This window comes from Idiomarina sp. OXR-189, from assembly GCF_034373425.1.
GTDB lineage: Bacteria > Pseudomonadota > Gammaproteobacteria > Enterobacterales > Alteromonadaceae > Idiomarina > Idiomarina zobellii.
Map to the genome: position 1 here is coordinate 1,649,892 of NZ_CP139706.1, position 23,628 is coordinate 1,673,519.

A 23,628-nucleotide genomic window follows, 5' to 3' on the forward strand; every position below is an offset into this window, starting at 1 on the left:
GCAACGCCGGGTTTATCCCGGCGCCTTAAGTCTTTTAGAAAGTAACCGTCACGCCCATCCATAAATTACGGGCTTTATCTTTGACGTTATAGTCATCAGTAAAAACAACTTCACTGACTGCGCCGCGTCCCGTGACGTACGCATATTCCCCGTCGCCGTTTAAGTCCGTGTAGGTCGTTGAATAGGTTGTAAAGTCGCGATCGAGCAAGTTATTCACACGCAAGTTTACCTGGGTATAGTCATTCAGTTGATAACTTAGTCCCAAGTTCAACAAGCTGTAATTTTCATAGTACTGCTGTTCTTCAATAACCGCGTCATAGCCACGATAGCGATCAGAGCGAATTTCTCCCTGCAGGTAAATGTTTAAGTCATCCGCTGCCTGCCATTCTAGCCAGAGGTTGGCCATGTGCTCTGCGGTATTTGTTAGCGGCTGACCAGCCTGGCTCCCCGTGATCTGCTCACTGTCTGTCCAGGTATAGTTACCACGTACCGCCCAAAGTTGACTAATGGCATAACGTCCGGCAACTTCAATGCCTTGCAAGTCCACTTCATCAATATTGATAACCTGACTAAACGAGTCATAACCCAACGCCTGGTAATCACCTAAGTTCACACATGGTCTCTCACCGCCGGTGACATCGCAGCTTGGAACGGTATCGCCTCGACCAATTTTGTCTTCGAACTGAGTATTGAAGTAGGTGATATTAAAATTGTGATCAGCTCGTTGCGAATTCCAGTAAAGCGCTATTTCCGAGTTAACACTGGTCTCAGGCTCGAGGTTGGGGTTACCGGCAAATGGAATCGTACCTTGTCCGCCAAACCCAGTTATTCCATCGTACAAATCGGTCGTTTTAGGTGTTTTATAGCCGGTGCTCACACCGCCTTTTACCACCCAGCTTGGCGATAGATTATAAACGGCGTATAAACGCGGCGAGACCTGACTGCCAAAAACGTCGTGCTCGTCATAACGAACACCACCGGTTAGCGTAAAGTCAGCAATAGGCATCCAGTTATCCTCAACAAACAGCGAGTACATTTTTTGCTCTTGAATAGCGCCAGCGCTTCCTTCTTCCAGACCAAAAACACCGTCTTTTAGCTCGCCGTCAATAAGCTGACCACCAACAACCAGATTGTGATGCCCCGCAACATTTTCAATGGGAATATCAAAGCGCAGGTCTACCGTATACTGGCTGCTCTCCAAAGGTCTTGCCGGACGTGGCAGGAAAGTATCTTCCGCAATTTGTCGACGCTCTTGTTCAGTGAGCCCTTCGTAGTCCCCTGTGCCGTCATACATTTCCTGCAATAACAAACGCTCGTCGACGCTTAACGGCAATGTCCGGCCATTATTTTGCGTATCAACATGCGACACTGAGAATAAACTACTACCAAACGACCATTCAGCGTCGTGAATTAATGACCACCAGGTACGATCATAAGATTGGTCCTGAGCATAGCCAGCTCGTGGTGCGACATTACCCCCACGATCCTGCCACAGTGATTCGATACTGTCTTTTGTTCCCAGCGGATAAGTAATAGTACCGGTTTCTAAGTCATAGCTTGGCGTGTTGTCATAAGACTGATGCGAGTCGTCAAAATTGAACTTCAGGTTTTGGTTTTCTGCAGGCGTAAATGACAACGAAAAACCGTAATGCTCGTCGGTATTGTCAACAGTACGCCCGCCGCTACCGAAACCTAGTTGACGCACATGAACGGTGCCATTCGGGTCTACTGCCGGTTCAAACTCTGGACTGGACGCTTGCTGATCATACAGGCTGCCGCGTATACCCAGTGTCAGAACATCTTTAATAATGGGTCCGCTAACATTAAAGTCGGTGGTAAAGTCATCGCCAAAATCGTCATCAGTTTGCAAGCTACGGCCAAAGCTGACTGAACCATTCCATTCGTTGGCATGTTTCTTAGTGATGACGTTAATAACACCGCCGAGCGCATCAGCACCATATAACGTCGACGCCGGGCCTCTTATGACCTCAATTCTGTCAATAGCCGTTAATGGCGGAATATGATTAAACGCGTTGCCGCCAAAGTTATTCGGATAAATATCACCATGATTGTTCTGCCGCACTCCGTCAACCAGTATGAGAGTGTATTCGCCGGTTAACCCTCGCATACTAATACTGCCCTGGCCCGTTTTGTCGCGAGACACGCCAATATCAACACCCTCCTGGAATTTCACCGCATCAAGCAAAGAGGTAAACGAGCGTAAACGGAGATCTTCATTAGTAATGACAGAAATACTGGCGGGTGCTTCAGTTAGCTTTTGCTCAAAACCAGACGCAGTAACGACCATGCGCTCAATGTCGTCCATGTTTATCGCTGCCGCTTTGGCCATAGCACCGTGAGAGAAAGTAGCAGCAAGAGAGAGTGCAACCACACTCGGCAGAAACCTTTTCATATATTCATCCCCTGTTATATGTTTAGCGGCGCTCATCATACTCAGGGGATACCATTTAGTAAATGCGAATTATTCTTATTTTTATTTCAAGTTTCTAATAACTATTTTCAGATACTTTTAATTGGCACCGATTATTCAAACAAAAAGTAAAAGCCATATGCGGCGACAAAGGCCGGTATAGCGGAGTATAACGTTGCCAAAAGTGCTGCTTTCGGGGCTAAAGCTATGGCAGGAAAAAGCGCATCGCCGTCATTACTAATAGCATTACCAAGTTGGGCAGAAAAAGGAATAGAACCATTAATGTACAAACTAGTCACGAGTATTTGCGGTCCACAGCCTGGCAAAAAGCCAATAACCACAGCCATTAATACGACCATTGGTCCCCAGGAATTAAACATGCCAGCCACATCAATACCAAAAAGCTGTACTGGAATCTCGAAAGCTAAAAACGCCAGGACGACCCATCCCGTTACAAACTGAGTGTCTAGAACCGATTTATTCAACCACCCTTCATGATGCGTTGTGGGCTCTTCACTGGTAATCGATGAATAACCGGTGAGATCTGACGTAAACGCCCATAACACCAAAATAAGAAAAGTCGCTGTTGCGGCAATGGTCTCAACGGTATTAGGGGGTAAATTTAACGGCTCGTTAAGCTCAAGTTGAAGTGCAACCGCGACTGCCCCAATAAGTGCAGGTATAAAAATAACTTTCCAAAAACGCACAGACCACCTCAGCACCGTTTTGCGGGTTCTGCTTGGCTCGGGTCCACACAGGCTTTCTTTGCTGTCAGATGCGCTCTTACTCAGCAGCCAGTCGGTTTTCCCTTTATGAAACAAATTAACGACATAGCCACTGATGGCTCCAACCACCAAACTTATTGTGACAATAAGTAACGCGTCGGTAGGTTTTTGTGCCAGCAGTAAAAACGCAGCATCGCCCATAGTGCTGGTTAACACAGCAACCACTGCACCAAAGCTTGTCATACCGCGAGTGAACTGTGTCACGACAATAATGGCGCCGCCACAGCCGGGCAACGCGCCCAGCAACGCAGCTATAGCAACTTCCTGTAGTGGATGCCGTTGCATATAACTGGCTAAACGCTCTTTATCGAGGTTGCGAGTTAAACTGTAATACAGCGCCAGCGACGCAAAGACAAATACAGATACCTGCAAAAACGCGTCCGACAACACTTGAAGTGTCACCGCACGAGTAACAGGCACAAGCAACAATATGGCAAGCAGAATAGGAAGAATAATGCGGAGGTTCGGCTTCAGCTGACCTTCTTTGCATTCCATCATGAGCTCGTTAAATTTCAATTTTGAGTCCATACTGCCGGACTACTCCTTTATGAGACGAAATCGAGGCACGCTCTGCCCTCCAACGTCGACCGACTCGATAAACATATCATACGGTCTTACCCATAGTTTTTGTTCACCATACAGCGGCTGATACAGTACCAGCATTTCTTCCGTTTCACTGTGCGTTACCGTGTCTATCACTCGGTAACGGTTGCCTTTGTAGTGTTCGTAAATACCGGGGGTTATTGTCATAAGCTTCTTTGTTGCGTGTTTTTTTCATAGTAAAGCTTTTTGACCGCATCGCAAATAACGACTATATTTAGACCAAATTTAGTTACCAGGATCTGTTATGGCACTTTCTGACAAAATTAAACCGATAAGCTATTTAAAAGCCAATGCTGCGAAAATTTCATTAGAGCTCACTGAGAGTGAAGGCCCAATGTACATTACTCAGAATGGTGAAGCGAAGATGGTGGTTCAGGACGTAAAGAGCTTTGAAAAGACTCAGGAAACACTGGCCATGCTTAAAATTCTAGCCTTGGGTAACCAGCAAATAGAGAGCGGCAACATTCAAGCGGCCGACAGCGCTTTTGATAATCTAAAACAAGAGCTTAATGATCGTTAATGACCTACTCTGTAAAACTGACCGCTGACGCAATTAAAGATATTCAGGACATTGTTGATTACATAGCTCTAAACGACTCTAAAGCTAAAGCGCTTAATACTCTTGAAAAGTTAAGGTCTTCAGTTGCCAGCTTAAGCGAATCGCCGGAGCGTGGGGCATACCCAAACGAACTTACGTCACTGGGTATAAAAGAGTTTCGTCAAATTCAAACGCCTCCGTATCGCTGTATATACAGAATAATAAACACCGATGTTTTTGTTCTTATCGTTGCTGATGGTCGCCGGGATATGCAAGCATTACTACAGCGGCGTTTGCTGCAAGGTTAGGCTCAACTAGAAGCTTTATGTCTGAGAATAGAAAAACACTCCAACATTTTTTAGAGCAGAATAAACCAGTAACCGTGTTAACAGGTGCAGGCTTAAGTACGGCTTCAGGTATTCCCGACTACCGCGACAGTAACGGTAACTGGAAAAGCGCTCCTCCGATGCAGCATCGCGACTTCATGACTAACGAGCTACTGCGCAAGCGTTACTGGGCACGCGCTTTACACGGTTGGCCGGTGCTTTATAACGCACAGCCTAATGCTTCACATTTGGCACTAGCAAAAATGCAGAAAGAAGGCTTAATAGGTACTATTATTACTCAAAATGTAGACGGCTTACACCAAAGAGCCGGAGCCACAGACGTAATAAATTTACATGGCTACGCTAATGAAATGGTTTGCATGAGCTGTGGCGCACAATCGCCTCGTTTGGAAATGCACGAACGTTGCCTGGCACTGAACCCAGAGTTCGCTGAAATGGACGCCGTCGCCCTACCCGACGGCGATGCTGACATAGAAACCGACTTCTCAACCTTCCAAATAGCCGACTGCTTAAATTGCGGCGGTATTTTAAAACCAGACGTAGTGTACTTTGGCGACACGGTGCCGAAGACCCGTGTCGCAGAAGCAAAGCAGGCGTTAGCTGAAAGCGAAGGGTTATTAGTTATAGGCTCATCATTAATGGTGTTTTCGGGTTATCGCTTTGCCCGCCAGGCCGCTGAAAATAACCAACCCATCGCCATTTTAACACGCGGTAAAACCCGCGCTGATGACTTAGCTACATTTAAAATAGATGAAGATATTGAGAGTGTGTTGGTGTGAAACAAGCACTTCCTTATGGTTGCATCGAAAAATTTGACTAGTAGTTTTAATAACTTACCTTATGAAGAGTAATAAACAACCGAAGGAATATGCCGTTATGCTTTCAGACAATAACCCGGTACTCTCTACACTATACTTTACACTGGTTTTGGTTGGTGGTTACTCAGTTGCCGCCATGTTCGTCACTTACTTTCAAACTGGGGAGTTTACCTGGGGGCACGCCGGCCTTGAGCACTTTGCCACCGCTTTCACTATTTCGATGGTTTATCATGTATGGAAAAACCATCGTCATAAAAAGCTCGAACAGTAATACCCATGTCATTTAATGCACTCATCACGGAAGCGGCTGATAACCTTTCCAGTCAGGAACCAAAGGCTGGTTTTTGCCGTCGTGGTACAAGTGAATGTAGTGACTATCGATAAGATCGAGACACAGACAATCGTCGACAGCTATCAAGTCATCTTTATGTAACTGCTCTGCACCAGCTAAGCCTTTATTGAGCACTTGCGCTTTAGCTAGCTGCTTAGCCGCTTGTGCAGCTTTGGCCACAACGACCGTAAAATCATGGAACTCCGCCAACTTACCATCAAAGTAGCCACCAAAATTCACGAAATAAAGCTTTTTAGCACAAGCCGATTGTGGTTCTTGTGCGAGTTCAATACGATAACCATCGACATGGTGCAACTGAACATAGCTGTCCAGATGCAAGCCTTTTTGCGTACCGAACCAGCCTGCTCGAATGGCCGAATAGGTATGCTCAATAGTTTCCCCCACAACAAAACGCACATCATGCAGCTCAATATTCGCACCGGGAGCAGTACCGCCGACGTAAGTTAAGTAGAGTTTTTGCATGAGAGATGTTTTATCCGTTGCTTTAATTTCAAACTTTCGTCCAGTTTAACTGAAATAAGGGAAAGTAGGACATACTAATGTGAAATCTCTCAGTCGACAATTTGACCTCCTCAGTATGTAATTAGCCTTTTGTTGACAAGTGTACAATGTACACCTAAAATAAACTTAAGGATCAAGCATGGTCGAAGCTATCGAGTTTGTAGAAACTTCAGTTTTCACAAGTCAAATAAAGCAACTTGCAAACGATGAAGACCTTCTAAAACTACAAGTTGAATTAATCGCACACCCAAGAAAAGGTAGGCTTATTGAAGGAACAGGAGGGTTACGTAAAGTAAGGATGTCCGTGGGGAAGCGAGGCAAGAGTGCGGGAGTAAGGGTTGTCTATCTAATTGCTCATAGGGGCAGAATCTATTTTTTATACGCTTATCCTAAAAGTAAAAAGGACAACCTAACTAATCTTGAGAAATCTGAGTTAAAGCAACTTTCAGCTCACCTTAAAGGAGGCATTTAATGAGTATTTTTAATGAGTTAAAAAGCTCACTGGAAGAAGCCGTTGAAATAGAGCAACGGAATAAACCAGCACACAAAGTAACCCGATATGAAATAGCTGATGTAAAGGCTATTCGTTCTCGCTTAAATGTCTCTCAAGTTGATTTCGCCCAAGCCCTGGGAACCAGCTTAGATACAATAAAAAGCTGGGAAAGCAAAAGAAGAAACCCTACTGGGTTAGCTGCTAAAGTATTAGAAACTATCAACGAAGACCCTGAGGTCTACTTTAAAATAGCCGCACACTAAGAATAGGAACACAAAATGAAAACAACAATAAAAATGGCTCTAGCAGCGGTAGCACTCAGTTTCGCTACTTTCAGCCAGGCTGAAGTCGCTTCATCATCAGAGCACGGCTTTCAAATACAACTAGAGCAAAGCTTTGAGGGCTCTGCTCAACAGGGTTATAGACATTTTATCAATAACGTTAGTGAATGGTGGCTGGACGATCATACCTGGTTTGGCGATGCGGCGAACTTAAGTATTGATGCAACTGCCGGCGGGTGTTTCTGCGAAATTAACGGAGATTTGCAGGCAATGCACATGCAGGTTGCTTATGTTGACCCACGAAAAACCCTGCGGTTAATCGGTGGTCTAGGACCATTACAATCCTTAGGTATGAACGGCACCATGACCATTAGTTTTAGCGATAACAAAGTGTCGCTGAATTACATCGTCGGCGGCTACCCAACCACCGACTTTACCAAGCTAGCTCCGATAGTTGATGGTGTGTTGGCACAGCAATTAGCGTCGTTTTCACAGACTCTCTAACTAAAGGCTAATTTAGCTGCCAGTAAAACATTCGAGCTTCTTTATTGAGTGCTGTTACGGTAATAGCTTCGTCACTGGCTTTTCCGGCAGCGCCGTAGCAAACGTGTAACGGTAACAAGTGTTCTTCGCGCGGATGACAAAATTCGGCAAATGGTGCTTGTTGCCAATGACTGAGTTTATCAGCGCGCTCTTCTTCATTTAACGTTTTACTACTGCATACTTGCTCTAACCAGCTTTGGAACTCTGCGTTTTTACTATCTGCTGTCGCGTCTTCCGGAGAGAAAAATGCCTTCATATTGTGGAATGAAAAGCCGGAACCCAAAATTAGCAGGTTGTCATAATTGAAGTTCGCCAAAGCTTTCCCAAGTTTGATATGAGCATTAGCATCAAGCGTATTCAACAGCGACAGCTGTACGCAAGGAATATCAGCCTGTGGGAACATAATTTTAAGCGGCACGAAAAGGCCATGGTCAAAACCACGCTCCGGCTCCCCCACCGACTCGATGCCCGCCGCCGTTATTGCTCCAAGTAGTTCTTTAGCTAAATTAGGCTCGCCAGGTGCTGGATAAGTGATTTGGTACGATTCTGGCGGGAAACCGTAATAATCATAAATTAGCTCCGGTTTTTCACCGGTCGTTACATGCGGAATATCAGCTTCCCAGTGAGCGCTAACGACAAGAATGGCATCGGGTTTTGGCATATGCGAGACAACATCCTGAAGCGCGTTGTTCAGGCTTTCATGAGTTTTATCGCCTAATAGTGGCATAGGGCCGCCACCATGAGCGATATATAAAACCTGTCTCATTAGTCACTCCTCATTTATACGGCTCACTTCTTAGGATAGAGTCTACACCTGACGCGCAACGTCGGCTACAGGCAATAAAAAAGCCGCTCGGGTGAGCGGCTTTTTATGGAATTGGTGGAGCTGGCGGGAGTTGAACCCGCGTCCGCAATACCTACATCCTCGGTCCTACATGCTTATTCAGTCTTTTAATTAACGCGTGCGACGCCGACTGACAGGCTTCGTTCACGCGCGAGTCCGATTAAGTTTAACGCTTCAGCTCCGGACAAAGCATCCACGCGAGTCTACCTTAGGTCGAGCCGTCCTGATCCAGTCTCGCAGACAAAGCGCTGGGGGACGGGCTTAGCGGGTTATTAAGCCGCTAGAGCGTAGTTGTCGTCGTTTGCAACTATAACGTTGAGGCTTTTTACGAGGCCAGCCTCACCTCGGCATGCACCTTGGGTTTCGTGTATCCCGTCGAATCCTGATCAGCCCCAAAGTTTTCTGTCAGTTCTTAATGACGTAATGTCGATACTATAACTCAGACACCGTTTAAGCGCTATAAGTTCCGCACTTAAACGGTGAATTATTAGGCTTTCACGCCTTATGCTGCCATATAAAGCACTTTTTCGACCAATTTGCGAATGCCCTCTTCTGCATCCACCAGGTTATCCGCCAACATATACGCCGGTGTGGTCACTAATTTATGCTTGTCATCAACGACAATATCACGCACATCGCACTTAACGTGTTCGCCCCCCAAAGTGTTAATAGCATTCGCCACTTCGTCATTATGGCCTATGGTGGCTTTTACCCCATTACCATAAATATGTGGCAGTAAAACAGGCGCAATGCACATATATCCTGCGGGCTTCTCGGCATCAACAAAGGCTTTACCTGCCTTAAGAACTTGCTCATTCACCGTCATTTCAGCACCGTTAACCGCAAAATCACAGAAGTTCTTCGCAACACCGAAACCGCCAGGTAGAATTAATGCATCGAACTCATCCGCATTTAACTCGCTGAGCGGTTTCACTTCGCCCCGGGCAATGCGTGCAGCTTCTTCCAGTACATTGCGTTTGTCACTGCTTTCCTCACCTTTTAAGTGGTTAATGGTGTGCATTTGCTCAACGTCGGGGGCGAAGCACTGGTAAGCAGCACCTTGTTTGGTAAGGTGCAACAGGGTTAATACCGCTTCATTCACTTCCGCGCCGTCAAAAACACCACAACCTGACAATAGTACCGCTACTTTTTTCATAAAATCCTCTGCTTAAACGTGAGTTTATTCGTCGTTTATGTGTTTATCGTGCTCATCTCGCCACTTCCACTCGTTTTCAAGCGTTGCAGTTGGTTGCAACATGGCAAAGTCTAAGTCTTCAATTTTGTCACCGGACTTCAAACGCTTCGGTAAGTCAGGGTTCGCCAGAGCGGCTTTACCTATTGCCAGCATGGCATTGGGGTAATGCGCAGCCACGTGCTCATAGTTGCTCTTGTCAACTCCACCGTTCACTATCAATGGAATATCGCTGAACTCCTGCACAATTTCCGCCAGCGTTTTCGCACTACCGCCTTTAAACGGCTTACGGTTTACGTCGGTGTCTGTTGTATGAATATAGTCGACTCCCGCTTCTTTCAAGGCTTTCACCAGTTTAATCATGGCATCTTCGCCTTCCGGCCACTGATAATCTGGGTCAGTCACCGTAATTTGACCAAGACGAATACCCACAATAAAGTCGTCTTTTGCGGCCGCTTTCGCGGCTTTTGCTACCATTGCAACAAACTTAATACGCTTACCAATGTTGCCACCCCACTGGTCTTCGCGCTGGTTGAAATAATCACTTAAAAACTCGTTCAGTAAATAACCATTAGCGGCGTGCAGCTCGACACCATCAAAGCCGGCTTCTTCAGCTCGGTTCACCGCACCCACAAAGCCCTGCATCACCGCATCGAAATCACCTTCATCCATCGCCTTAACTTCCGGCCAGCCGTCCGTTTCACCATACAAACTCAAAGGTTCGCCCTTAGGTTGAACGGCACTTGGTGCAATCGGCGTGTCAGTATATTCGTTATGCTGGAACTGAGCTCCTGCGTGCATCAGTTGTAGTATGAATTTGCAATCATGCTCATGCACTCTTTCAACAATTTCTTTCCAGGCATCGGTTTGCGGCGCGTCGGTAATACCGGGTTGGTTAATGTACCCCTGACTGGCCTGCCGGTCAGTGTAAACACCCTCACTGATAATCATGCTCCAGCCGCCTTTGGCAAACCGCTCGTAATACTCGCCCATCAGCTCCGTTGGCTTACCTTTTTTATCGGCACTGGTACGGGTCATTGGCGCTACCACAAATCGGTTATCAAATTTATGACCTTTTAACTCGAAATCATCAAATGCAGAGCTCATACGGAATCCTTTTTTGTTAGGAACTAATCTATGACTTTGTGCATATTTACGGAGATTTCAAGGTGATTTGATCACTTTACTCCGTTTTAACCGACAGAATTACCGCCGCTTTCTGCTTCTTACCGCCATAACCAAAGGCTTTGCTAAACGTTTTGACGGGCACAGGTAAATACTGCCGCTCTGTTGGCGACTCCCACGGCAGCGTGTCGTAGTCCGGGTCGTTAATGTAAATAAAGTCGTCGTCAGCAGCGCATATCAGAACCCAGTGCGGCGCTCGGATTCCGTCAAATAAATAGGTGGAAATTAATGCCATCACTAAACACCCGCCGGCTAGATCTATAAGCAGTGACTCTATTGAGTAATCTCCCACGCAAACCGGTACATTCTTTTCTCGTAAATACCCTATATCGACCTGTTGTATTCGTTCCACCACCTCCTTTTTCTGCTCTTGGCGAACCGAGTCGACAAACAAGGGCTGATCGGTATTTACTTCAACACGCACGTTAAGCCCGCGCTTGAGCGCTGCCCGCGCAAGTCCATAAGGTCCGCAACCGCCGTGACCGGAGGTCATGTATATGGTGGTAGCTTCACGCCAAATTTCCAGTTCTTCAGACTGAGGATCCTGGCTTGGGTACCCAAAGTAATCAAGCGCCATCAATAAGCTCGCCGGCCCACAGGTAAACTCTGTCGACTGAGTTAACATAGGAACGTAGGTTTCGGTAGCGCCCACGCCGGCGTCTTCGCCGAGTTCATAACGTGGTAAAAGTTTTTGCAGAACGAGCGCGTCACTCGACTGTGCTGCGCTCACCGGGAAGTACGCTTCACGAAGCTCGATAGAATGAAAGCCGTCACTGATGAGCAGCTCTTGAGCGACCTTGTTGGACACCGCTACTTCGGTGCGTAAAAACAGAGAATGCCGTTCATCGGCTAACGCTTCGGCTTTTTGCAGTAATAGTCGCCCGTAACCTTTTTGCCGATAATCGTCGCTGACGACCAATGCATACAGGCGCGCCAGGTTAGTGTTAGTTCGATACAAAACCACAATGTAGCCTTCAACGTTATTATCCACTTCCAACACATAGAAGTCGGCCGTTTCAGACTCAATAAAACGGCGGAAGCTACGCTTGCTGATGGCATCGTCGGGATAAGTCCGGGCTTCCAGTATTGCCACGGCGTCTAGGTGAAGCGGTTGAGCACAGGTTATTTTATAGCTTTGAGAAGCCATACTTAGAGCACACCTCATAACAAAGTTCCTGAGGTAATTACCTCAGGCTGCAGACTACCTTTTGTACCACGAATCGTGTTAAACTTGCGCGCAAATTTTTTGCCTGTCGGGATAATTCTGTGAGCGATAACAAACCTTCTTTAAGTTACAAAGACGCGGGCGTCGATATTGACGCTGGTAATGCATTGGTTGACCGTATCAAGGGCGTGACTAAACGCACGCATCGACCAGAAGTAATGGGTAACATTGGTGGGTTTGGCGCACTTTGTGAAATTCCGGCAGGATACAAACAACCCGTTTTAGTCTCAGGTACTGACGGTGTTGGTACAAAATTACGTTTAGCTATCGATCTTAAACGACACCGCGGTGTCGGCATCGATTTGGTCGCTATGTGTGTTAACGACCTTATCGTGCAAGGTGCAGAGCCTCTGTTCTTCCTGGACTACTATGCAACAGGCAAACTGGACGTTGACGTTGCTGCTGACGTAGTCGCAGGCATTGGTGACGGCTGTGAACAATCAGGCTGCGCACTTATCGGCGGTGAAACAGCAGAAATGCCAGGCATGTACGAACACGGCGACTACGACTTAGCAGGCTTTTGTACCGGTGTTGTCGAAAAGTCAGAAATTATCGATGGTACCAAAGTTGCTGACGGCGATGCCTTAATCGCTCTGGCGTCAAGCGGTCCTCACTCGAACGGTTACTCACTTATTCGTAAAATTATTGAAGTCAGCGGTGCCGACTTAGAGTCTCACCTACAAGGCAAAACACTGGCTGATCACTTGTTAGAACCTACTCGCATTTATGTGAAGTCAGTGCTTGAACTGATTAAGCACGTTCCTGTGCATGCCTTGTCACACATTACCGGTGGAGGCTTCTGGGAAAACATTCCACGAGTACTTCCGAAGGGTAGTAAAGCAGTTATTGACGGTAACAGTTGGGACTGGCCAGTTATTTTCGACTGGTTAAAAGACAACGGCAACGTCAGCATGAAAGAAATGTACCGCACCTTTAACTGTGGTGTGGGTATGGTTATCGCTGTACCTAATGACCAAGCCGATAAAGCCATTCAAATACTGACTGACGCTGGCGAAGACGCCTGGAAAATTGGTAGTATTGCTAATGCCGCAGAAGGCGAAGAGCAAGTCGACATTCTGGCCGACGAGACTCACTAATGAAACGCATTGTTGTTTTGATATCAGGCACCGGCAGTAATATGCAGGCCATTCAGCAGGCCTGCGAAAACGGTAAAGTCGCCGGTGAGGTGGTTGCCGTTATCTCGAATAAAGCGTCAGCCAAAGGTCTGGAGAAAGCTTCCGCAAAGGGTATTAGCACCGAAGTGCTTAGCCACAAAGAATTTGATACACGAGAAGCTTACGACGCTGAACTTAAAGCATTAATTGATAGTTATCAGCCTGACTTAGTAGTACTGGCCGGCTTTATGCGCATTCTAACCGGTGACTTCACGCGCCATTACGAAGGTCGTATGTTCAACATACATCCGTCTCTTCTGCCTAAATACAAAGGCATAAATACCCACCAGCGAGCATTAGATGCCGGCGATACCGAACACGGTGTCAGTGTCCACTTCGTAACGGAAGAACTCGACGGTGGCCCGGTCGTATTACAGGCGAAAGTGCCTATTTTTGAAGGCGACACAGTTGACGAAGTTCAAGCCCGTGTTCACGAACAAGAGCACCGCATTTATCCGCTTGTAGTCAACTGGTTCTGCCAGGAGCGTTTAAAGCTCGAAAACGGCCGAGTGACCTTAGACGGTGAAGTATTAGGCTCTCAGGGCTACGCTTCTGAGTAATTAAACTCTTACATTTCCAAACTTTTCAAAGACATGGTGGCTTGTTCGTCACCTTCTTTGAATTGCTGCATTTTTACCATCACGTAGTTTAATTCCGGTGCAAACCAGAAGAAGGTCTGGCGGCGATTGTTGTCACGAATTCGCCCTACTTTTATCGCTTCAACCTCGCCATACGGCAGTTTTAGTAGTTCACTGTCGGCCATCACTCTAAAACGATACTCATCTTCCCGGCCTTTTTCATCAACCAGTCGATACTCAAACGTTTTAGCTCCTCGGGCCAAGTCTATGCGCAGCTGCTCTGTTACATTGGCTTCATCAAATAAAGCGTCTTTCCAGTTAATGTCGAGCATTCGGCCGGTATCGACATTGCGAACCGTCTTATCATCTGCTCGGAATTCACCATGAAACGACTTGTCCGATCCAGTTCCGGTACGCATATAGACAAACTCACGCGGCTCCAGGCGTTTACTTTCGTCGTCAACAATAAACACTGAGCGGGCTTCCCGGGTATCGGACAGAATAAACCAGGAAATATCAGACTTTGTACGCAGCTGCCATTCGTCATCAGGTGATACCTCTAAATAGCGGTAGCCTTCACCATATTCGCTGTCGCCACGCGTAATAACGTAGCTCGCTTCGTAGGGCTTCATGGTATCGTTAATGCCCTGAGTCTCTTTTACAGTATCGTCTGCATGAACCGGCGCAAGCTGAGCGAAACTCAGTACAGCAGAAGCCATTAAAAAATGCATTGTCCGTTTTAACATCACCACTCCATTCACCGTGACAACTGGATACTTACATTGACAGAAAATTCAAACGCGCGTTCAAATTTTCCTTGAAAATAATGTCTGGTTGATCTAACTTGCACAGTATAACTGGTCAGACCTCCAAATCGGAGTATTACACTATGAGTATTGCACTTTGGATTATCGCTACCGTTATTGTTGCGGCAGCTCTCATTTACAAGCGCGCCAGCCTGCTGTTATTCAGTGTCGGCATGGTCGCTATGTTTGCTATTGGTAACGTACTGGAAATTGTCGGCCCTGTGCTTTGGACAATTCTTGCCGTTATCTTAGTACCTATTAATTTAGCACCCGTTCGCCTGAACTTGCTAACCAAACCAATTCTTAAAGCATATCGCAAAGTCATGCCAGAAATGTCTGATACTGAGCGCGATGCGTTAGAAGCCGGTACAGTTTGGTGGGACGGCGACTTATTCAGTGGCGACCCGGACTGGAAAAAGCTGCTGGACGTGCCAAAAGCTGAGCTAACAGCAGAAGAGCAAGAGTTCTTAGACGGCCCGTGTGAAGAAGTCTGCAAAATGCTGGACGACTGGGAAGTTACGCATGAACTAACAGACATGCCTGAACACGTATGGCAGTATCTGAAGGACAATAAGTTCTTCGCGATGATCATCAAAAAAGAATACGGTGGTCTTGAGTTTTCAGCGTACGCTCAGTCTCGCGTGCTGCAAAAGCTTGCTGGCGTTAGTACGGTATTAGCATCCACTGTCGGTGTACCTAACTCATTAGGTCCGGGCGAATTGCTGCAGCACTATGGTACCAAAGAGCAGCAAGATCATTACCTGCCACGCCTGGCAAGTGGTGACGAAATTCCATGTTTCGCACTAACCAGCCCGGAAGCAGGCTCTGACGCAGGGGCTATTCCTGACTCAGGTGTTGTCTGTAAAGGCGAATGGAACGGCGAAGAAATTGTTGGTATTAAACTTAACTTCAACAAGCGTTACATCACGCTTGCACCGGTTGCGACGGTATTAGGTCTGGCATTCAAAATGTACGACCCTGACGGTTTAATCGGTGAAGAAGAAGAGCTGGGTATTACCTGTGCGCTTATTCCGCGTGACACGAAAGGCGTTGAAATTGGTCGTCGTCACTTCCCGCTTAACGTTCCGTTCCAAAACGGTCCTATTCGCGGTAACGACGTATTTGTACCACTTGATTACATTATCGGTGGTCAGAAAAATGCCGGTAAAGGCTGGCGTATGCTGGTTGAGTGTTTGTCGGTTGGTCGCTCAATTACCCTACCGTCAAACAGTGCTGGTGGTATTAAATCTCTTGCTCTGGCGACCGGTGCGTATTCACGCATTCGTCGTCAGTTCAAATTACCAATTGGTAAAATGGAAGGTGTTGAAGAGCCAATGGCTCGCCTGGCTGGTAATGCGTACTTAATGGACGCAGTCACTACCCTTTCAACAAAAGGCATCGACTTGGGTGAAAAGCCTAGCGTTATCGGTGCTATTGCAAAATACCACATGACCGAAAAATTGCGTGCCTGCATGGATGACGCAATGGATGTTCATGGTGGTAAAGGTATTTGTTTAGGTCCAAACAACTACTTAGGTCGTGGTTATCAGGGCGTGCCAGTGGCTATTACCGTAGAAGGTGCGAACATTCTGACTCGTAACATGATGATTTACGGTCAAGGCGCCATTCGCTGCCATCCTTACGTTCTTAAGGAAATGGAAGCGTCAGCAGAGCAGGGTCCTGAAGCACTTAAGAAGTTCGATAACGCCCTGTTTGGCCATATTGGTTTTGCGGCAAGCAACTTCATGCGCTCGGTGTTTTACGGCTTTGGTGGTCACCGCTTAAGTTCAGTACCAGTCAGTGGTCCTGCACGTAAGTATTACCAACAAATGAACCGCTTCAGTGCCAATATGGCGTTATTGTCTGACGTAGCTATGGGCGTGCTTGGCGGCAGCCTGAAGCGTAAAGAGCGTGTTTCTGCGCGCCTTGGCGACATGCTTAGCTACTTATACATTGGCTCTGCGACTCTGAAACGCTTCCACGACGAAGGTCAGCGTAAAGAAGACTTACCGCTATTGCACTGGGCTATGCAGGATACCTTGCACAAGCTTCAGGAAGCTCAACTGTCTATGTTGGATAACTTTGGTGGTGTTGGCTCTGTTATGCGCGCCATCATGTTCCCGTTAGGCCGCATTGCTAAGCGTCCAAGCGACAAGAACGACCATAAAATTGCGCGTATGCTGATGTCTCCGAATGATGTTCGTACTCGCTTAGGTCAGGGTCAGTTCTTAAGCCCGGAAGGTCACTTTGGTTTCTTAGAAGAAACTCTGAAGAACGTTATTGCGGCCGAGCCTCTGTACGACAAAGTTTGTAAAGCCGCCGGTAAACGCTTTAGCTTTACTCAGTTGGACCAAATTGGTGCCAAAGGTAAAGAGCTGGGCGTACTAAGCGATGACGAAGTCGCCCTTCTGGAAAAAACGGAAGAAGGTCGTTTGCGTACTATCAATGTTGACGACTTCGCACCGGAAGACTTATTGGCAGGTAAAGCGGCGTTTGATTACGCGCTGAAAAACCTAAAAGAAAGTGATGCAGCTTAAACGCTAAGCGTCTTAACGCAAATAAGGCGACTCTGTTTTGCAGGGTCGCCTTTTTTTTATGCTAGAATTCTGCGCTGTTTTAAACATTCTGACTTTAAAATAATAAAGGCGAAAGGTATGCAGTCTTCCAATAATGGTTACTCAGAGACCAGCAAGCGCGGCTGGTTTACTCGCTTCCTCGACATGGTCGAGTGGTTGGGTAATTTACTTCCTCACCCTATAACGCTATTCGCAATTTTTTGTCTGCTGGTTATTGTCGCTAGTGGCATTGCTGCTTATTTTGGTGTCAGCGCTATCGACCCTCGCGATGGCGAGACTGTTATCCAGGCAGTCAGCTTATTAAACGCCGAAGGTATACAAAAAATTGTGACCAACCTGGTGACGAACTTTACTGGCTTTACGCCATTGGGGACGGTGCTTGTCGCTTTATTAGGTGTTGGTGTGGCTGAGCGTTCAGGTCTCATTTCTGCGGCTATGCGTGGCTTGGTTATGAAAGCGCCACCTAAGTTAATTACCGTAACGGTCGTTTTTGCCGGTGTTATCTCTAACACGGCGTCGGAGCTCGGCTACGTGGTGTTGGTTCCGCTCGCCGCTATGATCTTCTACGGCTTAGGCCGCCACCCACTGGCTGGTTTGGCAGCTGCATTCGCCGGGGTTTCTGCAGGTTACAGTGCCAATTTGTTAATTGGTACCGTTGACCCGTTACTGTCAGGGATAACCCAGGAAGCTGCAAAGATTGTCGACGAAAATTATACCGTTGGCGCTGAAGCCAATTGGTACTTCATGATGATAAGCACCTTCCTCATCGCCATTTTGGGTGCAGTCATTACGGACAAAATCGTGGAGCCCAAACTTGGCAAGTACAATAAAGACGAAGCGTCCATTGATTTGTCCGATCAGTCTTCTATGGAGCCGCTAAGTGCTCTGGAAAAGCGTGGTTTAAAGTTAGCCGGACTAAGTGTGTTAGTACTGTCAGGTATTCTCGCTCTCACTGTGGTACCCGAATGGGGCATTCTCCGACACCCGGAAACCGGCTTAGTGAAAGGCTCTCCATTCTTAAAAGGTGTCGTGGTTTACATTTTCTTCTTCTTTGCCATTCCGGGTTTTGTTTACGGCCGTGTCGTAAACACCATGAAAAACGACCGTGACGTCATTGACGCAATGTCGCACAGCATGGGCACCATGGGTATGTACATTGTGTTGGTTTTCTTCGCCGCGCAGTTCGTTAACTTCTTTAAATGGACCAACTTTGGCACCATCTTCGCTATTAACGGCGCAGAGTTTCTTACCAATATTGGTATGACCGGCCCACTCATTTTTGTGTTCTTCATTATGGTCTGTGGGTTTGTAAACCTTATGCTGGGCTCAGCGTCGGCACAATGGGCTATCACTGCGCCAATTTTCGTCCCTATGCTGATGCTTATTGGCTACTCACCAGAAGTGATTCAGGCGGCTTACCGTATAGGCGATTCGGTGACTAACGTCATAACACCGATGATGAGTTACTTTGGCTTGATACTGGCTGTTGCAGCCCGTTACAAGAAAGATTTAGGTATTGGCACATTGGTCGCGATGATGCTGCCTTACTCAATGATGTTTTTCATCGGTTGGACAATATTGTTCTTTATTTGGGTATTCGGCTTTGGGCTACCAGTTGGTCCGGCAGCCCCAACTTATTACGGATAAACTCTTATTCTGGCCGGCGCATTACGCGGTATGCAATAACCGCTAATAAGCCGGCCACACCTATCACCCACGCCATTGCGTAATCGGTAAAACTCCCTGCCTGACTTACGCCGGCTGATACCAACCCTGCAATTAAAAACTGTAAGCTACCAGTAACGGCGGACGCCGAACCTGCGCGCTCCTGTTGCTCTGCCAACGCCCCCGCCATAGCATTAGGAAAGACTAAGCCAAGCGTTGATATATAAGCAAATAAAGGCAGCAAAATGCCCCAGAAACTGGCATGAATATACGCCATCACGCACATAATAGTCGAAACAATGGCCAGTATCGGCAAAGAGACATTCAGTATTTTTCGTGAGGAATGGTACTTCAGTAACCAGCCATTAAGCTGAGAAAAACCGATAATGCCAATAGCATTCACACCAAATAACCAGCTGTAGTGCGTTGGATCCAATCCGAAAATTTCAATAAACATTTTCGGCGAACCGGTAATGTAAGCAAACAACCCAGACTGAGCAATAGCACCTGTTAGTGAATAGCGTAAAAAGGAAGGGTCCCGAAATACCGCCCAATAGGTTGTTCCGGTATGGCGCATACGTACGTCGTAACGTCGCCCTCGTGTTTCCGGCAGCACAAAGTGAATAGTCACTGCGGAAGCAACCCCCAAAGCCGCGACAATAAGAAAGAGTGCTCGCCAGCCCATCCATTCGGTAATATATGCCCCGAACAACGGCGCCAAAATAGGCGCAACGCCCATAACCAATATTAGAAACGAAAAGACTCGCGCTGATGCTTGCGGCGTATAGAGATCACGCACTACGGCACGGGCTATAACAATCCCCGCGCAGGCTCCAATAGCCTGAAAAAATCGCAGCACAATCAGCCACTGAATGTCCGGTGCATAAGCACAGGCAACGGAAGTCACCACATAAATTGCCAAACCGATATACAGTGGGTTCTTACGACCAAACTTATCGGTTGCCGTACCATACAGCAACTGCCCTATGAATAAGCCAAAGAAAAACGCAGTCAGTGATAATTCTACGTGATGAGTGTCGGTGGCGTAGTCACTGGCAATTGCGCTAAACGCCGGCAAATACATATCAATAGACAGCGGCGCAAACGCGGTAAGTAACGCCAGAATGACAACAATAAAGTCGAATCTGGCGTTATCGGAGACCGGTCTTGGCTCAAACGAGTGAGCCATTATTTATCCTCTACAGGCGTATATGACTGAGTTGCAAACTCTTCAGGTCGTTGCAGAACCTCTTGAGCTCTGGCGTAATTCACTAGTGACTCAGCATAGTCAATACCGGTATTGCGGGCACGCCCCCGCTCACTAATACGGTAGAATGTATTCCAACCGTCCTGGCCGCCAGCAATGAAGCTGTTCGTTACCAAAATATAAGTCGCTCTGGCCGACATTGGCTGCCAGCTCTGGCTGCCTTTATCCCACACTTCTAGGTCAGACACGCGGGAGCCGGTTTCTTCGGTTAAATCGACTGAATAACGAATGCCCGCCCCATAGGGGTAAGCGCCCTGTGAACCGCCGTCTGACACAGCGTAGGCCAAAGCCTCTTCCATTGCCTGTTTAAACTCAGAGCCGGTCAGCTCTAGTTTCACTAAGGTATTTGCGAACGGTAATACGGTAAAGGCATCACCCACCGTAAAGTCACCTTCAGGAATATCCGCTCGCACGCCACCACCATTTTGAATAGCAAAGTCGGCTTCGGGTACTGAGTGCAGAAAGGCTTCCGCAACCACTCGGTGAGCGCCTGAGCTGATTACCTGCGCACAGCCGGCCCGGCGGTTTCTATCAACTTGTTGAGAACAAATTTGCTGAGGTACGTCCGCAATAACCTCTGCTGAAAAATCGTCAACTTTACTTCGATAGTCTTCTAATATGGACTGAAGCTCGGTATCGGGTTCAACGAAGCTATAAACACCGCTCTCTTTTAATGCGGTGGTAATCGGTTCATAGGTCGTCACAATACCGTCAGACACCTGAATGTCTTTACCCAATAAGTAGTGAGGTCGCCCACCACAAGCTGCGATTTTATCGCCATCAAACTCAGCTTTTAGTTCACCGACAACCAGCGAGTACTGATAGGCGTGGGCAATACACACTTTGTCACCATCCGCATTGGTTAATTCTGTCGGATACGATCCGGCAGACTTCATACCAAACTCACTAAAATCACCGAGTAAAGTATGCGAGTCACCACCAATAATCACATCAACGCCAGGTAATTGTTTAACCAGTTCCCTGTCACGCTCATATTGAATGTGAGTGAGCAAAACAATTTTCTCAACGCCCTGGCGCTGAACTTCGGCAATGTATTTTTGCGCCGTCTCAAGTTCGTCTAAAAACTCGGTGCTTCGGTCTGGCTGGGAAGACTTTTTTGTTTTACTGGCAATGGTTAAACCAATAATTGCCACCTCTTCACCGCCACGCTCAACAATGGTGTAAGGCTTAAACATATGCCACTCGTTGTCTGGTGTCAGTGGCGACTCACCCACCTCAGGCTTAATATTGGCACTTAATTTGGCGGTTTGGCACTGCTCGGTACCTAACTGCTGTAAGAACTTAGCAAGGCCTGCATCACCGTTATCAAACTCATGGTTACCAATAGTGAAGGCATCAAAACAAACGTTATTCATCATGCGGGCATCGGCTTCACTGCCAAACAGCGTGAAATACAAACTACCTGTCACCGCATCACCGGCATGCAGGGTAAGAACATTATCATTAGCCGCTCGCAGCGCTTTTATCTGCGCGCCAACGCGTGGAAAGCCACCAGCTTCTACCTGCCACTCCTGCTCAGCCCATACCAGCGTTTGCTGTTTGCCGTCTAAGGTTGAGTGGTGATCATTAACGTGCAGCACTGTCAGCTCAAAACTCTCATTTTGGGGCGCTTGCTCTGGTGTTGATGCACAGCTCAGTAATGCAACAGAGCCGAACGCAATAGCAGCACCGCGCACTAACTGACTCAAAAGACGCTTGTTCTTATTCACCTGCATACTCCTTAGTGTCGGTTGCTATTAGTCTTTAATAAGACCAATTTCACGCAAACGCTGCATTAAATAATCATCCGCCGTAATGGGTTCGTCACGCTGCGGGTTTTGTTCAGTTATACAGCTTTCCAACGGGGTTATCATTACGTCCGGGTTAAAGTGTAAGAAGAACGGAATAGAGTAACGCGACTTCTCATTGTAAGGCGCAGGCGGATTAACCACACGATGCGTAGTCGAAGGCAACACATGGTTGGTTAAACGCTGTAGCATATCACCCACGTTACAAATAATGGCGCCTTCAATAATGGTTACCGGCACCCAGCTCCCGTCTTTCGCCAGAACTTCCAGGCCCGGCTCTCTTGAGCCAACTAATAAGGTCAGAACGTTGATATCTTCATGCGCACCCGCTCGTACAGACGGTGTATCTTCATCAATAATAGGCGGGTAATGCAGTGGGCGCAAAATTGAGTTGCCGTTATTCACCTTGTCGCGGAAAAAGTCTTTTGGCTGACCTAAGTAAACTGCCAGCGCGTCTAACACCTGGTTGCCCAGCTTATCCAGTGCTTCATAGATGGCCAGCATGTCGTCTTTAAACTTTGGTAACTCTTCTGGCCAAACATTCGGTAACAACTGCGGATAAGCCGGCGTACCTTCCACTTCGCGGCCAACATGCCAAAATTCTTTTAAGTCCACATGCTCTGCGTCCTTGGCGATTTCAGTGCCAAAGGGTGTATAACCGCGTGCGCCACCTTCTCCGGGACGGTGATATTGCTTTTTAACCTCATCCGGCAATGCGAATAACTCACGACAAGTGTCTAGCGCGCGTTCTATAAGCGCTGTATCAACACCGTGTTGCGTTAACGCAATAAAGCCATACTTTTCATAGCCTTGGCCAACATCCTGAGTAAATGCATCAAAATTATCGTGATAACGTCGCATATCGACGTGAGGAATAGACTGCATGGTGGCGTTCCAACTTATTAATTTAGGAAAACAGGAAAGCCCTGTATTTTAGGGCTTAGGCAACAAAATCACAAGTTAGCCAGCGCCTCTCGAACCGGCTTGTAGTCACGTCGGTGAATGGGGCAAGGTCCGTATTTCTTCAGTAGTTCAATGTGCCGTGCTGTTCCGTATGCCTTGTGTTTATTAAACTCATACTGCGGGTAACGTTCGTGCCATTCCAGCATCTGTCTGTCACGCTCCACTTTCGCCAAAATAGAGGCGGCGGCAATACAAGCTTCACTGGCGTCACCGCCCACAATGGCTTCGGCGGGTACCGTCAATTCGGGCACTCGGTTACCGTCAATCAGCACTTTGCTGGGTAATACGGGTAACGCTTCTACTGAGCGTTGCATAGCTTTCATGGTTGCCCAGAGTATATTTATTTGTTCAATCTCGTCAGGGTCTGACTGCGCTATTGCCCAATACAGCGCCTTTTCCTTTATCTCGATGCTGAGCTTCTCGCGCTTCTTCTCACTCAGCTTCTTTGAGTCATTAAGCCCCTCAATAGGACGTTCAGGATCAAGAATAACCGCAGCGGCAACAACGGGTCCTGCAATAGGACCTCTGCCCGCTTCATCGACACCACAAATCATGAGGAAATTTTCACCTTGTTGCTTTGTTCATACGCCAAATAATGGTTATGATACCTGCGCATAATAATTAGACCAATAAAATAACAATCGGGAATACA

24 protein-coding genes and 1 other RNA gene are annotated in these 23,628 nt (G+C 47.2%); 11 read left to right on the forward strand and 14 right to left on the reverse strand.

The genetic code is table 11. The annotated features are described in order from the left end of the window. Positions 1–34 precede the first annotated feature (34 nt). From UM402_RS08170 to UM402_RS08180, 3 genes are all read right to left on the reverse strand, one after another. Entirely contained in the window at positions 35–2,413 is a 2,379-nt protein-coding gene (locus tag UM402_RS08170; RefSeq protein WP_058578901.1) for a TonB-dependent receptor domain-containing protein, read from the reverse strand. 131 nt (positions 2,414–2,544) lie between these two features. Then, entirely contained in the window at positions 2,545–3,744 is a 1,200-nt protein-coding gene (locus UM402_RS08175; RefSeq protein ID WP_058578900.1) for a putative manganese transporter, read from the reverse strand. A 9-nt stretch (positions 3,745–3,753) separates the two neighbouring features. Continuing rightward, complete coding sequence (locus tag UM402_RS08180; RefSeq protein WP_058578899.1) at positions 3,754–3,966, reverse strand: DUF1653 domain-containing protein; 213 nt, start codon at positions 3,964–3,966, stop codon at positions 3,754–3,756. A 97-nt stretch (positions 3,967–4,063) separates the two neighbouring features. On the opposite strand from UM402_RS08180, the gene UM402_RS08185 reads away from it, so the two are divergent. The 4 genes from UM402_RS08185 to UM402_RS08200 all read left to right on the forward strand — a co-directional run bounded on the left by UM402_RS08185 (position 4,064) and on the right by UM402_RS08200 (position 5,793). Next, positions 4,064–4,339, forward strand: coding sequence for a type II toxin-antitoxin system Phd/YefM family antitoxin (locus UM402_RS08185; RefSeq protein ID WP_053952431.1), 276 nt, complete (start codon positions 4,064–4,066; stop codon positions 4,337–4,339). Further along, positions 4,339–4,665, forward strand: a complete 327-nt coding sequence (locus UM402_RS08190) for a type II toxin-antitoxin system RelE/ParE family toxin (RefSeq protein WP_053952432.1) — start codon at positions 4,339–4,341, stop codon at positions 4,663–4,665. Before UM402_RS08185 ends, UM402_RS08190 begins: the two co-directional genes overlap by 1 nt. 17 nt (positions 4,666–4,682) lie before the next feature. Beyond that, positions 4,683–5,483, forward strand: a complete 801-nt coding sequence (locus UM402_RS08195; protein ID WP_058578898.1) for an NAD-dependent protein deacetylase — start codon at positions 4,683–4,685, stop codon at positions 5,481–5,483. 97 nt (positions 5,484–5,580) lie between these two features. After that, positions 5,581–5,793, forward strand: coding sequence for a hypothetical protein (locus UM402_RS08200; protein ID WP_058578897.1), 213 nt, complete (start codon positions 5,581–5,583; stop codon positions 5,791–5,793). A gap of 24 nt (positions 5,794–5,817) precedes the next feature. On the opposite strand, the gene UM402_RS08205 is transcribed toward UM402_RS08200, so the two are convergent. After that, the gene (locus UM402_RS08205; RefSeq protein ID WP_058578896.1) at positions 5,818–6,336 is read right to left on the reverse strand and encodes a DUF1543 domain-containing protein; all 519 of its coding nucleotides are present in this window, start codon (positions 6,334–6,336) and stop codon (positions 5,818–5,820) included. Between the two features lie 178 nt (positions 6,337–6,514). Here UM402_RS08205 and UM402_RS08210 point away from each other — a divergent pair, with 178 nt between their 5' ends. From UM402_RS08210 to UM402_RS08220, 3 genes are read left to right on the forward strand one after another with little or no spacing between them, the layout of a single operon-like run. Continuing rightward, complete coding sequence (locus tag UM402_RS08210) at positions 6,515–6,847, forward strand: type II toxin-antitoxin system RelE/ParE family toxin (protein ID WP_058578895.1); 333 nt, start codon at positions 6,515–6,517, stop codon at positions 6,845–6,847. Then, positions 6,847–7,131 (forward strand): NadS family protein, encoded by a 285-nt coding sequence (nadS, locus tag UM402_RS08215; protein WP_058578894.1) that lies wholly within the window; start codon positions 6,847–6,849, stop codon positions 7,129–7,131. The genes UM402_RS08210 and nadS overlap by 1 nt, the downstream gene beginning before the upstream one ends. Before the next feature lie 15 nt (positions 7,132–7,146). After that, on the forward strand, positions 7,147–7,653 hold the full coding sequence (locus tag UM402_RS08220) for a hypothetical protein (protein WP_322295280.1): 507 nt from the start codon (positions 7,147–7,149) through the stop codon (positions 7,651–7,653). A 7-nt stretch (positions 7,654–7,660) separates the two neighbouring features. Here the strand turns inward: UM402_RS08220 and UM402_RS08225 are convergent, their stop codons facing one another. From UM402_RS08225 to UM402_RS08245, 5 genes are all read right to left on the reverse strand, one after another. After that, positions 7,661–8,458, reverse strand: a complete 798-nt coding sequence (locus tag UM402_RS08225) for a DODA-type extradiol aromatic ring-opening family dioxygenase (protein ID WP_058578893.1) — start codon at positions 8,456–8,458, stop codon at positions 7,661–7,663. A gap of 112 nt (positions 8,459–8,570) precedes the next feature. Then, positions 8,571–8,930, reverse strand: a transfer-messenger RNA (tmRNA) gene (gene ssrA, locus UM402_RS08230). A 108-nt stretch (positions 8,931–9,038) separates the two neighbouring features. After that, positions 9,039–9,692, reverse strand: a complete 654-nt coding sequence (gene elbB, locus UM402_RS08235) for an isoprenoid biosynthesis glyoxalase ElbB (RefSeq protein ID WP_058578864.1) — start codon at positions 9,690–9,692, stop codon at positions 9,039–9,041. Positions 9,693–9,716: 24 nt separating this feature from the next. Continuing rightward, entirely contained in the window at positions 9,717–10,835 is a 1,119-nt protein-coding gene (locus UM402_RS08240; protein WP_058578863.1) for an NADH:flavin oxidoreductase, read from the reverse strand. A 76-nt stretch (positions 10,836–10,911) separates the two neighbouring features. Then, on the reverse strand, positions 10,912–12,060 hold the full coding sequence (locus tag UM402_RS08245; protein ID WP_058578862.1) for a GNAT family N-acetyltransferase/peptidase C39 family protein: 1,149 nt from the start codon (positions 12,058–12,060) through the stop codon (positions 10,912–10,914). Between the two features lie 119 nt (positions 12,061–12,179). On the opposite strand from UM402_RS08245, the gene purM reads away from it, so the two are divergent. Then, positions 12,180–13,235, forward strand: a complete 1,056-nt coding sequence (gene purM, locus UM402_RS08250) for a phosphoribosylformylglycinamidine cyclo-ligase (protein ID WP_058578861.1) — start codon at positions 12,180–12,182, stop codon at positions 13,233–13,235. Then, positions 13,235–13,873: a phosphoribosylglycinamide formyltransferase gene (gene purN, locus UM402_RS08255; protein ID WP_058578860.1), complete on the forward strand. Its 639-nt coding sequence runs from the start codon at positions 13,235–13,237 to the stop codon at positions 13,871–13,873. The genes purM and purN overlap by 1 nt, the downstream gene beginning before the upstream one ends. A gap of 8 nt (positions 13,874–13,881) precedes the next feature. Here the strand turns inward: purN and UM402_RS08260 are convergent, their stop codons facing one another. Next, positions 13,882–14,637, reverse strand: coding sequence for a DUF3108 domain-containing protein (locus UM402_RS08260; RefSeq protein ID WP_058578859.1), 756 nt, complete (start codon positions 14,635–14,637; stop codon positions 13,882–13,884). A gap of 143 nt (positions 14,638–14,780) precedes the next feature. Here UM402_RS08260 and fadE point away from each other — a divergent pair, with 143 nt between their 5' ends. Both fadE and UM402_RS08270 read left to right on the forward strand, forming a co-directional pair. Next, entirely contained in the window at positions 14,781–17,234 is a 2,454-nt protein-coding gene (fadE, locus tag UM402_RS08265) for an acyl-CoA dehydrogenase FadE (RefSeq protein ID WP_058578858.1), read from the forward strand. Between the two features lie 117 nt (positions 17,235–17,351). Beyond that, positions 17,352–18,920 carry an AbgT family transporter gene (locus UM402_RS08270; RefSeq protein WP_053952444.1) on the forward strand — a complete coding sequence of 523 codons (1,569 nt, stop codon included), beginning with the start codon at positions 17,352–17,354 and terminating at the stop codon, positions 18,918–18,920. A 4-nt stretch (positions 18,921–18,924) separates the two neighbouring features. On the opposite strand, the gene UM402_RS08275 is transcribed toward UM402_RS08270, so the two are convergent. From UM402_RS08275 to rnhB, 4 genes are all read right to left on the reverse strand, one after another. Further along, positions 18,925–20,127 (reverse strand): multidrug effflux MFS transporter, encoded by a 1,203-nt coding sequence (locus UM402_RS08275; protein WP_058578857.1) that lies wholly within the window; start codon positions 20,125–20,127, stop codon positions 18,925–18,927. Next, positions 20,127–21,935: a bifunctional metallophosphatase/5'-nucleotidase gene (locus UM402_RS08280; protein WP_322295281.1), complete on the reverse strand. Its 1,809-nt coding sequence runs from the start codon at positions 21,933–21,935 to the stop codon at positions 20,127–20,129. The genes UM402_RS08275 and UM402_RS08280 overlap by 1 nt, the downstream gene beginning before the upstream one ends. A gap of 27 nt (positions 21,936–21,962) precedes the next feature. After that, positions 21,963–22,898, reverse strand: a complete 936-nt coding sequence (locus UM402_RS08285) for an isopenicillin N synthase family dioxygenase (RefSeq protein ID WP_058578855.1) — start codon at positions 22,896–22,898, stop codon at positions 21,963–21,965. 68 nt (positions 22,899–22,966) lie between these two features. Beyond that, positions 22,967–23,530, reverse strand: coding sequence for a ribonuclease HII (gene rnhB / locus UM402_RS08290; RefSeq protein ID WP_058578854.1), 564 nt, complete (start codon positions 23,528–23,530; stop codon positions 22,967–22,969). Positions 23,531–23,628: the final 98 nt, after the last annotated feature.